General features: G+C 71.4%; 8 protein-coding genes. 5 read left to right on the top strand and 3 right to left on the bottom strand.

All coding sequences use genetic code 11. The features are described 5' to 3' along the window. Positions 1 to 225 precede the first annotated feature (225 nt). Together ACFU5F_RS34590 and dxr are read right to left on the bottom strand one after the other, a co-directional pair. The gene (locus tag ACFU5F_RS34590) at positions 226 to 1,530 is read right to left on the bottom strand and encodes a M50 family metallopeptidase (protein ID WP_383896091.1); all 1,305 of its coding nucleotides are present in this window, start codon (positions 1,528 to 1,530) and stop codon (positions 226 to 228) included. Then, positions 1,527 to 2,801 (bottom strand): 1-deoxy-D-xylulose-5-phosphate reductoisomerase, encoded by a 1,275-nt coding sequence (gene dxr, locus ACFU5F_RS34585; protein WP_383896088.1) that lies wholly within the window; start codon positions 2,799 to 2,801, stop codon positions 1,527 to 1,529. The genes ACFU5F_RS34590 and dxr overlap by 4 nt, the downstream gene beginning before the upstream one ends. A gap of 193 nt (positions 2,802 to 2,994) precedes the next feature. On the opposite strand from dxr, the gene ACFU5F_RS34580 reads away from it, so the two are divergent. Then, complete coding sequence (locus ACFU5F_RS34580; RefSeq protein WP_383896086.1) at positions 2,995 to 3,450, top strand: lamin tail domain-containing protein; 456 nt, start codon at positions 2,995 to 2,997, stop codon at positions 3,448 to 3,450. A gap of 121 nt (positions 3,451 to 3,571) precedes the next feature. Here the strand turns inward: ACFU5F_RS34580 and ACFU5F_RS34575 are convergent, their stop codons facing one another. Continuing rightward, complete coding sequence (locus ACFU5F_RS34575; RefSeq protein WP_383896084.1) at positions 3,572 to 5,512, bottom strand: acyl-CoA dehydrogenase family protein; 1,941 nt, start codon at positions 5,510 to 5,512, stop codon at positions 3,572 to 3,574. A gap of 641 nt (positions 5,513 to 6,153) precedes the next feature. Here ACFU5F_RS34575 and ACFU5F_RS34570 point away from each other — a divergent pair. The 4 genes from ACFU5F_RS34570 to ACFU5F_RS34555 all read left to right on the top strand — a co-directional run bounded on the left by ACFU5F_RS34570 (position 6,154) and on the right by ACFU5F_RS34555 (position 12,036). Continuing rightward, positions 6,154 to 7,167 carry a LacI family DNA-binding transcriptional regulator gene (locus ACFU5F_RS34570; RefSeq protein ID WP_383896081.1) on the top strand — a complete coding sequence of 338 codons (1,014 nt, stop codon included), beginning with the start codon at positions 6,154 to 6,156 and terminating at the stop codon, positions 7,165 to 7,167. A gap of 187 nt (positions 7,168 to 7,354) precedes the next feature. Continuing rightward, a complete protein-coding gene (locus ACFU5F_RS34565) occupies positions 7,355 to 9,406 on the top strand; it encodes a TIM-barrel domain-containing protein (protein WP_383896079.1) in 2,052 nt (683 codons plus the stop codon). 303 nt (positions 9,407 to 9,709) lie between these two features. Then, positions 9,710 to 10,756 carry an AI-2E family transporter gene (locus tag ACFU5F_RS34560; RefSeq protein WP_383896143.1) on the top strand — a complete coding sequence of 349 codons (1,047 nt, stop codon included), beginning with the start codon at positions 9,710 to 9,712 and terminating at the stop codon, positions 10,754 to 10,756. Between the two features lie 92 nt (positions 10,757 to 10,848). After that, positions 10,849 to 12,036, top strand: coding sequence for a sulfotransferase family protein (locus tag ACFU5F_RS34555; RefSeq protein WP_383896076.1), 1,188 nt, complete (start codon positions 10,849 to 10,851; stop codon positions 12,034 to 12,036). Positions 12,037 to 12,119 lie beyond the last annotated feature (83 nt).

The following is a 12,119-nucleotide window of genomic DNA, read 5'->3' as shown; positions in this document are numbered from 1 at the left end:
ATCGGGTCCCGGTACGCGCGGGCTCCAGGCTTCGAGATTACGGCACGGGCAGGCACCCGAGCACGCCCCCACCTCGAACCCACTCGGCGGGGACCCCCATCGTGCGTGAACCCACCCGTTGGGGATGCTCGCCGTGGTGTTCGGTGCAGGTGACCGGTTCGTACGCGAACGACGGCGGCCGGGCCCGCTCGGTGAGTGGGCCCGGCCGCCGTGAACCGCGGGTGACTACGAGATGCGCACCGGGTTCACGAGGTCCGCGATCAGCACCAGGAGCGTGAAGCAGACGAAGATGCCGGCGACCACGTACGCGACGGGCATCAGCTTGGCCACGTCGAAGGGGCCGGGGTCGGGCCGGCGCAGCACCTTGGCCGCGTTCCGGCGCAGCGACTCCCACAGGGCGCCCGCGATGTGCCCGCCGTCGAGCGGGAGCAGCGGAAGCATGTTGAACAGGAACAGGGAGAGGTTGAAGCCGGCCAGCAGGATCAGGAAGCTGGCGAGCTGCTGGGTGGCGGGGATGTCCATGGTGAAGATCTCGCCGCCGACGCGGGCCGCGCCGACCACGCCCATGGGCGAGTCGGCCTCGCGCTCGCCGTCGCCGAAGGTGGCGTCCCACAGGGCGGGGACCTTGGCGGGCAGGGAGAGCAGGGACTCGACGCCGTTCTCCATCATGTCGCCCATGCGGTCCACGGACTGGCCGAAGGTGAGCGGGAGGATGTCGGAGGCGGGGGTGAAGCCGAGCCAGCCGGCGTACACGTACTTGTCCTTGACGTAGCCACCCTGGCCGTCGGTCTGGCTGACCTGGTTCTTGATGAGGGTGGGGGTCAGGTCGACCTTCTCGCCCTTGCGGTCCACGGTGAGGGTGACCTGCTTGCCGGGGTTGTCGCGGATGTCGGCCTGCAGGGCGGACCAGTTCTCGACGGGGGTGCCGTCGAACGCGACGATCTTGTCGCCGGGCTTCAGGCCGGCCGCCTTGGCGGGGGCCTCCTTGTCACTGTCCTTGCACTTCGAGCGGTTCTCACTGGCGGAGATGACGCAGTCCGAGACCTTGCTGACCGTGGTCGTCGAGGTCTGGGTGCCGAAGGTCATCATCACGCCGAGGAAGATCACGAAGGCCAGGATCAGGTTCATGAAGGGCCCGGCGAACATCACGATCACGCGCTTCCACGGCTTGCGCGTGTAGAACAGCCGCTTCTCGTCGCCGGGCTGGAGCTCCTCGAAGGAGGCCGCGCGGGCGTCCTCGATCATCACGCGCCACGGGGAGGTCGAGCGGCTCTCGATCCGGCCGTCCTCGCCGGGCGGGATCATGCCGATCATGCGGATGTAGCCGCCGAGCGGGATCGCCTTGACGCCGTACTCGGTCTCACCCTTCTTCTTCGACCAGAGGGTCGGGCCGAAGCCCACCATGAACTGGGGCACGCGGACGCCGAAGAGTTTGGCGGTCGAGAAGTGGCCCAGCTCGTGCCACGCGATCGAGAACGCCAGGCCGATCACGAAGACCACTATGCCGAGGATGAACATCAGGGTCGTCATGCACGGGCCTCCGCGGTCGTCCGCTCGGTGGGTTTGCCGGTCGAGGTGGTCAGTTCACGGGCCCTGGCACGTGCCCAGGTCTCCGCTTCGAGGACGTCCGCCACCGTCAGGGAAGTTCCCGCGGCTGGGGTGCCGTGCTCCTCGACCACCCGTGTGACGGTCTCCATGATCGCGTCGAACCGGAGGCCCCCGTACAGGAACGCGTCGACGCACTCCTCGTTCGCCGCATTGAACACCGCCGGAGCGGTGCCCGCGAGCTGTCCCACGTGCCGGGCGAGCCCGACCGACGGGAACGCGTCGCCGTCGAGGGGGAAGAACTCCCAGCTGGACGCCTTGGTCCAGTCGAAGGCGGGCGCGGCGTCCGGGACGCGCTGCGGCCAGCCGAGGCCGATGGCGATGGGCCCGCGCATGTCGGGGGGCGTCGCCTGGGCCATCGTCGATCCGTCCGTGAACTCAACCATCGAGTGGACATACGACTGGGGGTGCACGACGACCTCAATGCGGTCGAAGGGAATGTCGTAGAGCAGGTGCGCCTCGATGACCTCCAGGCCCTTGTTGACCAGGGTCGCGGAGTTCACGGTGATCACCGGGCCCATGGCCCAGGTGGGGTGCGCGAGAGCGTCGGCGGGCGTCACGTCCGCCAGTTCCGCCTTCGTACGGCCGCGGAACGGGCCGCCGGAGGCGGTGACGACGAGCTTGCGCACGTCGGCCCGGGTGCCGGAGGCGAGGGCCTGGAAGAGGGCGGCGTGCTCGGAGTCGACCGGGATGATCTGGCCGGGCTTCGCCAGCGCCTTGACCAGCGGGCCGCCGACGATGAGCGACTCCTTGTTGGCGAGCGCGAGGGTGCGGCCCGCCTCCAGGGCGGCGAGGGTCGGGGCGAGGCCGATGGAACCGGTGATGCCGTTCAGGACGGTGTGGCAGTCGGAGGCGGCCAGGGCGGTGGCCGCCTCCGGGCCGGCCAGGATCTCGGGGAGGGTCTCCCCGGCACCGTACGTGCCGGTCAGGGCCTCGCGCAGGGCCGGTACGACGTCCTCGCGGGCGACGGCGACGGTCCGCACGCGCAGCCGGTGCGCCTGCTCGGCCAGGAGCTGCACCCGCCCTCCGGCGGCGGAGAGCCCGGTGACGCGAAAGCGGTCCGGGTTGCGCAGGACGAGGTCGATGGCCTGGGTGCCGATCGAGCCGGTCGATCCGAGGATCACTACGTCCCGTGCGCCGTCGACCGGGTCGAAGACGAGATGCGGATCGGCGAGAGGGGCTGGACTGTCGCTCATCCCCCCATTGTGGCCGCATCCGGTGTCCGGCTGGACCGCACGCCCCCTGGTTGACCCACTTCGTGCCGTGTGCGGTCGTCGAGGGCATTTCTCCGTTTGTGAAGCACGCGTGAAGGCGGGGGTGATATGACTTCTCCCCTGCTGATCCGATTGTCGTATCAGCCGATCATGAATGAGGATCCTGGGGGGATTCATGCGCAAGCGCATACGCGCCGCCGTGCCCGCGCTCGCCGGAGCGGTGGCCCTGACCGGCACCCTGCTGAGCAGCCCGGCCGAGGCCGCGGGGGGTGTGGTCATCTACCGCGTGTACTTCGACAGTCCCGGCAAGGACACGCGGTCCACCACGAGCCTCAATGCCGAGTGGGTGCAGATCAAGAACACCAGCTCGTCGGCGATCTCGCTGAAGGGCTGGGTGCTGAAGGACCTGGACAACCACAGGTACACGTTCCCGGACGTCAGGATCGGGGCGAAGAAGTACATCAAGGTCCGTACGGGGTCGGGCACCGACACGACCGCGACGAAGTACCAGAACCGCAAGGCGTACGTCTGGAACAACACCAGCGACACCGCGAAGCTGACGAAGGCGAACGGGACGAAGGTGGACTCCTGTTCCTGGACCACTCGGGACGCCGGCGACAAGTACTGCTAGCCGGGGCCGCCTTCCGGGGTGCCGCGCCCGGTCATCGGGCGGGTGCGGCGCCGTGGGGGCCGGTCGCGCGGTTCCCCGCGCCCCTGGAGAACCGGGGGCGCGGGGGGGGGGAGGCGTCACGTCACTGGATGCGACGGTGGACGTTCTCCTTCTCGCTCGGGCCCGGGGTCGCGTCCGCGATCCAGGGGCCCTCGCCGGACGGGTCGATCACGCCCTGCTCCAGCCACTCGTAGGCGCCGCCGAGGACGCCCTTGACCACCTTGCGGTCGAGGTCGTCGGTGTTGTTCCAGAGGCGGCCGAAGAGTTCCTCGACGCGGATGCGGGACTGGCGGCAGAAGACGTCGGCGAGCTGGTACGCCTCGCGGCCGTGATCGCCCTGGCTGCGGAGCAGTTCGGCGCGGACGACGGCCGCGCTCATGGCGAAGAGTTCGGCGCCGATGTCGACGACACGGCCCAGGAAGCCCTGCTTGGTCTCCATCCGGCCCTGCCAGCGGGACATGGCGTAGAAGGTGGAGCGGGCCAGCTTGCGGGCGTTGCGCTCGACGTAGCGCAGGTGGGTGGCCAGGTCCGGGTGACCGGCCGGGTGGAAGTCGCCGTACGTGCGCGGGAGTTGACCCGGCCCCGCGACCAGCTTGGGCAGCCACTTGGCGTAGAAGACGCCCGCGTTCGCGCCTGCCCTCGCCTTGTCGGAGAGGGACTTCTCCGGGTCGATCAGGTCGCCCGCCACGGTCAGATGGGCATCGACGGCCTCGCGGGCGATCAGCAGGTGCATGATCTCCGTGGAGCCCTCGAAGATCCTGTTGATGCGCAGGTCGCGCAGCATCTGCTCGGCGGGGACGGCCCGTTCGCCGCGCGCCCGCAGCGAGTCCGCCGTCTCGAAGCCGCGGCCGCCGCGGATCTGGACCAGCTCGTCGGCGATGCGCCAGCCCATCTCGGAGGCGAACAGCTTCGCCAGGGCCCCTTCGATGCGGATGTCGTTGCGGTCCTCGTCGGCCATCTGCGACGACAGGTCGAGCACCGCTTCGAGGGCGAAGGTGGTGGCCGCGATGAAGGAGATCTTCTGGCCCACCGCCTCGTGGTTAGCGACCGGCTTGCCCCACTGCTCACGTGCCGCCGACCACTCACGGGCGATCTTCAGACACCACTTGCCGGCGGCCACGCAGGACGCCGGAAGCGAGAGGCGGCCGGTGTTGAGGGTGGTGAGCGCGATCTTCAGGCCCGCACCCTCGGGGCCGATGCGGTTCGCGGCGGGGACGCGGACCTGGTGGAGGCGGGTGACGCCGTTCTCGATGCCGCGCAGGCCCATGAAGGCGTTGCGGTTCTCCACGGTGACACCGGGCGCGTCGGTCTCCACGACGAAGGCGGTGATGCCGCCCTTGTGCCCCTCGGACTTCGGCACCCGTGCCATGACGACGAGGAGGTCGGCGACCACGCCGTTCGTCGTCCACAGCTTCACGCCGTCGAGGAGGTAGTCGTCCCCGTCGGGCACCGCGGTGGTGGCGAGGCGGGCGGGGTCGGAGCCGACGTCGGGCTCGGTGAGGAGGAAGGCGCTGATGTCCGTGCGGGCGCAGCGCGGCAGGAACTTCTCCTTCTGCTCGGGGGTGCCGAACAGTTTCAGCGGCTGCGGTACGCCGATCGACTGATGCGCCGAGAGCAGGACGCCGATGGCGGGGCTGGCGGAGCCGACCAGGGCCAGCGCCTTGTTGTAGTACACCTGGGTGAGGCCGAGACCACCGTACTTGGGGTCGATCTTCATGCCGAGGGCGCCGAGTTCCTTGAGGCCGTCGATCACCTCGTCGGGGATCCGGGCCTCGCGCTCGATCAGGGCGCCGTCGACCTTCGTCTCGCAGAAGGCGCGGAGCTTGGTCAGGAACTGCTCGCCGCGCCGGACGGCCTCGTCCGTGGGCAGCGGGTGGGGGTGGATGAGGTCGAGGCGGAACCGGCCGAGGAACAGTTCCTTGGCGAAGCTGGGCTTGCGCCAGGCCTGCTCCCGGGCGGCCTCCGCCACCTGGCGGGCCTCACGTTCTGTGACAACGGGCTTCTTGAGGGGTGGGGCGGACATGAGGCTCACCTCGCCGCGAATCGGGATCTCGTACCGGATGGGTACCTGAATGGTTACCGATGGGTGCTACTCGATCGTTGGTACCCGATTCGGGGTGGCCCCGCCACCCCTCGCGTGCGCGGTTCGAGTGCGCGGCGGGCCGCTTCGGCCGGGACGCGCGCCCCTCGCGGCCGTCGCCGCCCGATGTCGGGCGCGGCAGGCCGTGGTCGACCGACCGGGCCGGTGCCGGCCGTGGTCGGGCGGCTGTCCTCAGCCGCCGTCCGTCGCCGACCGGCTGTCCCCGGCCGCGGTTCCGGCTCCAGTCGCGGTCCCCCGTGGTCAGCCGCGGTCCCCTCCGGTCCGCTGTCGCCACCGGCGCGCCGCCCTCCGTGCGCAGTGAAGGCGTCGGAGGTCGGCCGGTTCTAGACTGTGGCCGACAAGAGCGCCCCACCGGGGCGCGGGGAGCCGCGCGAGAAGCCCCACGGACCCGCGGCCGCACCCCACACACCCCCCACCACGCCCCGCGCGCCGGGCTCATCATCGAAGCGCTTCGATAACCTATGGACACTCATCCAGCGCCGGACTACTGTCGAGCCACCCTCACTCGCCTTGGTTCAGCAACAGTGCGCTGTCGAAGCGCTTAAACACGCTTGGAGAGCTGGATGGTCACCCTCGCCGAGGTCGCCCAGCACGCCGGAGTCTCGGCGAGCACGGTGAGCTATGTCCTCAGCGGCAAGCGGTCCATCTCCGCGGGCACCCGGCAGCGGGTGGAGCGGAGCATCCAGGAGCTCGGCTACCACCCGAACGCGGGAGCCCGGGCCCTGGCGAGCAGCAGGTCGAACATCGTCGCCCTGATGGTCCCGCTGCGCACCGACATGTACGTCCCGGTGATGATGGAGATCGCCATCGCCGTGGCCACCACGGCCCGCGCGTACGGGTACGACGTGCTGCTGCTCACCGGCGAGGAGGGCCCGGACGCGGTGCGCCGTGTCACCGGCAGCGGACTCGCCGACGCGATGATCCTGATGGACGTGGAGCTGGACGACGAGCGGCTGCCGCTGCTGCGCGGCACCGACCAGCCGTCGGTGCTCATCGGACTGCCGGCCGACACCAGTGGCCTGACCTGCGTCGACCTCGACTTCGGAGCCACGGGGGCGCTGTGCGTGGAGCATCTGGCGATGCTCGGCCACCGTGACATCGCGGTCGTCGGCGAGGCACCCGCGGTGTACGAACGGCACACCGGTTTCGCCGAGCGCACCCTCGACGGACTCCGCGGCCGGGCACGGGAGTTGGGGCTGCGCGTGCTGCACCGTCCCTGTGAGGGCGGCTACGACGCGATGGCCGCGACCCTGGCCCGGATCTTCGACGAACGGCCGGGCACGACGGGGATCGTCGTGCAGAACGAGTCCGCGGTGGAGCCGCTGCTCGCGCTGCTGCGGCAGCAGGGGCGCGCGGTCCCCGAGGACGTCTCGGTGATCGCGATCTGCCCGGACCAGGTCGCCGTGCAGGCCTCGGTACGGCTGACCTCCGTCGCCATCCCCGCCCAGGAGATGGGCCGTCGGGCGGTCGAGCAGCTGATCGCCAAGCTGGAGGGCCGGGACGCCGACGAAGTGGTGCTCCTCGCCCCCGAGTTGACGGTCCGCGCGAGCACGGGACCCCTGTCCACGACCGGCTGAGGCGATCGGCCCGGCCGCACCCGCCCCCGACGGTCGCCCTCTCCTTCCGTCCCTCTCCCACTCTTCCCTTCGCGCACCGATCGCCCTGTCGTACGCAAGCCGCCGTACGGCCCCTTCTCCTCCCCACCGCCCGCGCCCGCCGGAGCCGAGCCGGGTGTGCCGTCACTCCTCCCTTCCAGGAGATCCCGTGAATCTGTCTGCCGAGAACCAGACCCCGACGGGCGCGGTCAGCCTCGCCCAGTCCTCCCCCACCGTCGGCACGTTCCGTGAGCGGGACGGCGCCCTGGAGTGGAGCGGACGCCAGGAGACCCTGCGGATCGAACCCTGGGGCCCGGACGCGGTCCGGGTCCGCGCCCGCCTCGGCGGCCCGGTCCTCGACGGGCTGCCGGGCGCCCTGCTCGACGAGGCGGAGAGCACCGAGAGCAGCGTCAAGATCGAGGACGGGCTGGGGCGGCTGACCGTCGGCGCGCTCACCGTCGAGGTCGACGCCGAGGGCCTGGTCCGGTACACGCGCACTGCCGACGGCACCGAACTGCTGTCGGAGGCGCGCGCCCACTTCTGGTGGCCCGGCTCCCGCCTCTACACCGCCGTCGGCAACGGCCACCACCGCCTGGAGCAGCGCTTCGCCGCGTACGACGACGAGAAGCTCTACGGCCTCGGGCAGCACCAGCACGGGCGGCTCGACCAGAAGGGGCTGGTGCTCGACCTGGTGCAGCGCAACGCGGAGGTCGGCATCCCGGTGCTCACCTCCAGCCGCGGCTACACCCTGCTGTGGAACAACCCGGCGATCGGCCGCGTCGAGCTGGCGGGCAACGGCACCCGCTGGGTCGCGGACTCCGCCCGGCAGATCGACTACTGGATCACCGCGGGCGAGCCGGCCGACGCACAGCGCCGCTACAGCGCGGCGACGGGCCGGGTGCCGATGCTGCCCGCGTGGGCGGCCGGGTTCTGGCAGTGCAAGCTGCGCTACCGCACCCAGGACGAACTCCTGTCCGTGGCAAGGGAGTACAAGCGGCGGGGTCTGCCGATCGACGTCATCGTGTGCGACTTCTTCCACTGGACGCACCTCGGCGAGTGGAAGTTCGACCCGGCCGAGTGGCCCGACCCGGCGGCGATGGTCCGGGAGCTGGAGGAGCTGGGCATCCGGCTGGTGGTGTCCGTGTGGCCGTCGGTGTCGCCGCTGAGCGAGAACCACCACCTGATGGAACAGCGCGGCTACTTCATCGGCACCCAGTACGGCCCGATGGCGCACGCCGACTGGCCGGACAAGGAGGTCGCCTCGACGGTCCAGGTCGCCTTCTACGACGCGACGAACCCGGAGGCCCGGGAGTTCGTGTGGTCGCGGGTGCGGGAGAACTACCTGGAGCCGTACGGCATCAAGGCGTTCTGGCTGGACGCCTGCGAGCCGGAGATCAAGCCGGGCTTCCAGGAGAACCTGCGCTACTGGGCGGGGCCCGGCCTGGAGGTCGGCAACAGCTACCCGGCCGAGGTCGCCCGCACCTTCTACGAGGGGCTGCGGGCGGCCGGTGAGGAGGAGATCGTCTCCCTCAACCGGTCGGCGTGGGCGGGCAGTCAGCGGTGGGGGGCCGCGCTGTGGTCCGGTGACATCGGGACCGATTTCCCGACCCTGCGGCGGCAGATCGCGGCGGGCCTCAACACCGCGCTGTCCGGCATCCCCTGGTGGAACACCGACATCGGCGGCTTCCACGGCGGCGACCCGGACGATCCGGCCTACCGCGAGGTGATGGTGCGCTGGTTCCAGTTCGGCGCCTTCTCGCCGCTGATGCGGCTGCACGGGTTCCGTGAGCCCGGGATGCCACTGGGGCCCGCCATGACCGGCGGGCCCAACGAGGTGTGGTCGTACGGGGAGGAGGCCGGGGCCGTCCTGGAGGAGTACCTGCGGCTGCGGGAGCGGCTGAAGCCGTATGTGCTGCGGGTGATGCGGGAGGCCCACGAGGAGGGACTGCCGGTGATGCGGCCGCTGTTCCTGGAGTTCCCGGACGACGAGCGGGCCTGGTCGGTGGACGACGCGTACCTGTTCGGGCGGGACGTGCTGGTCGCGCCGGTGCTGGAGGCGGGGGTGACGCGCTGGAGCACCTATCTGCCGGCGGGGGCGCGGTGGACCGACGCGTGGACCGGCGAGACGTACGAGGGAGGCCGGTCGGTGACGGTGGACGCGCCGCTGGAACGGATTCCGGTCTTCCTGCGGGACGGGGCCTCGCTGCCGATCGCCGGGTAGCTGCCCGTCGCCCGTCCGCCGGCCGGGTCTACGCTGTGGCGCCACGGCCATCCCATGATCCTCAGGGGTGCGCGCGACCTTGACTGAGTGGAGATGGCGAGGATGAACAGCCGTACGGGAGACTCCCGCGCAGTACGCGGGGGACGGCCGGGCCGGGGCGGCGGGGCCGCGCGCAGACCCGTCCACCGGACGCGGGCGACGATACGCACCACCGGCGGGTACACGGTGGTGCCGAGGGCGGCCGGGCCGTCGGGCGGGGACGTTCCCCGGGGGTTCCTGCCGGGGCCCGCGCGGCACATCGCCGTGTGGAGCGCGCTCACGTTGCTGGTGACGGGTGTCGTCTACGTGGGCGTGTGGATCTGCGTGACGTTCCAGACGGCGGTGACGCCGGTGCTGATCGCCCTGCTGGGCACGGCGCTGCTCGGCCCGTTCTACCGGCGGCTGGTCGCGATGAGGTTCAACAGGTCCCTGGCCGCCGGGCTCACCTGTGCCGCCGTGGTGGTGGTGATGGGCGGGGCCGCGTACATCGTGGTGGCCGCGCTGATCGACACCGGGGACCAGATCATCTCCTCGCTCCGGCAGGCGGCGAAGTCGCTCAGCGACGAGTTCGGGCTGGCCGGGACGTCACTGGACGACCTCGCGAAGAACGCCAAGGAGTTGCTGTCGAAGTTCGGGGGCACGGCGGCCTCCGGGGTGCTCACCGGCGTCAGCGCGGTCAGCGAGTTCCTGGCGGCGGCCGTGCTGGCGATGCTGCTGATGTTCTTCTTCCTGCGCGACTCCGACCGGGCGGTCGCGTCCCTGCACTCGCTGGCGCCGCGCGGCAGCGGCGACACCCTGGAGGTGATGGCCCGGCGCGCGTTCCGGGCGATCGAGGGCTATATGCGGGGGACGACGCTCATCGCCTTCATCGACGGTGTCTGTATCGCCGTCGGTCTGCTGATACTCCAGGTGCCGGGGGCCGTGGGCCTCGGCGCGCTCGTCTTCGTCGGCGCGTACATCCCGTATCTGGGCGCGTTCCTGTCGGGTGCGGTGGCGATCCTCGTCGCGTTCGCGGACCGGGGGCTGGTGACCGCGCTGTGGGCGGTCGCCGTCGTCTTCGCGGTGCAGCTCCTCGAAGGGAACGTGCTCCAGCCGATGATCCACAGCCGGACCGTGCAGATGCATCCGGCGGCGATCCTGCTGGCCCTCACGGCGGGCGCCTCCCTCGCCGGCATCCTCGGCATGCTGCTCGCGGTGCCGCTGACGGCGGCGGTGTCGGGTGTGCTGTCGGAGCTGCGGTCGCGGTACGGCGACGGGGCGGGCGCGACCGTACCCCCGGCGGCGCGGGAGGTCACCCGCGCGGCAGGATGATCACCGGAGGCCGCCCCACCCGGGCGGCCGCCGGGGCGCCCGCGCCCGGAACCGGGCCGCGCCCCTCCGCCCGCACCGAAGGGAAGTACCCGATGGCGTCCACTCCCCTGCCTCTCACCCTGGCCAACCTGTTACTCCGGCCCACGCTCGGCTCCCGCCACGACCCTGACCGGGTCTTCGACCGGATCGTCGCCGGCGCCGGAGGGGCGGACGGCGACGGGGAGTTCGTCGAGAACTTCCGGTTCCTGCTGCGGGAGTGGGCCAAGGACGAGGATCTCGGGCCGGTCGGCTGGCAGTCCGCGCAGGCGCACGTCCGCCGGCATCTCACCAACCGGGCCCGGATCAGGCGGCTGATCGCCGAGAACCCGGCCATCGGTCAGGAGCCCGTCGAGAAACCCGTGTTCGTGGTCGGCCTGCCGCGCACCGCGAGCACCCTCACCCACGGGGTGCTCTCCGTCTCCGACGACCACCGCTGTCCGCTGCTGTGGGAGCTGCTGGCGCCCGGCCTCGAACCGTCGCCCCGGGAACGGCAGAAGCGGATCACGACCGCGCGCCGCGTCCTGAACGGCAGCCATCTGCTGAGCCCGCGCTTCCGCGACATCCATCCCATGACCGCCGAGGGCCCCGAGGAGTGCACGTTCCTCCTGCCGCACGCGCTGGTGCCGCTCGCCCAGGCCCGCATACCCGCCTACCACGCCTGGCACTTCGAGCACGACTTCACCCCCGACTACCGCCACCTCAGGCAGGCGCTGCAGGTGCTGCAGTACGGCCGACCGCGCCGCCGCTGGATCCTGAAGTCCCCCTTCCACACCGGGAACCTGGACGCGCTGGTCAAGGTCTTCCCCGACGCCACGCTCGTGTGGACCCACCGCGACCCGGCCGCCGCCGTCGCGTCCTTCTGCAGCCTGGTCGAGGTCGGCATGGTCACCTCGCTGCGCCGGTTCGATCCGCGTGAGCTGGGCGCCACCTGGCTCGACCTGCTGAGCCGGTCGGTCCGGCGCGGCCTCGCGGCCCGGGCCGGCATCGCCCCCGGGGCGCTGGTGGACGTGCCCTACTCCTCGCTCGGCTCCGACCCGGCCGCCGGCGCCCCCAAGCTCTACGCCGCCGTCGGCGCCCGCTGGACCGAGGCCGACGCGGCCCGGCTCCCGAAGGCCGCCGCCCACGCCCGGGGCGGCCGGCCCCACCGCTACGACCTGGCCCGCTACGGGCTGACCCCGGCGGACGTCGAGTCCGCGTTCGCCGACTACAACGCGCTGCGCGCCGAGGTCGACCGGGCCTGACGGGGCCGGAACGCCACAGGCCCCGGTCACCGGCGGGCGCGCCGGTGACCGGGGCCCGGTGCGGCGGGGCAGGGCCGTGCCTG

The sequence above is a fragment of the Streptomyces sp. NPDC057438 genome (assembly GCF_042802995.1).
Classification (GTDB): Bacteria; Actinomycetota; Actinomycetes; order Streptomycetales; family Streptomycetaceae; genus Streptomyces.
This window is presented reverse-complemented; position numbering and strand designations above follow the sequence as displayed.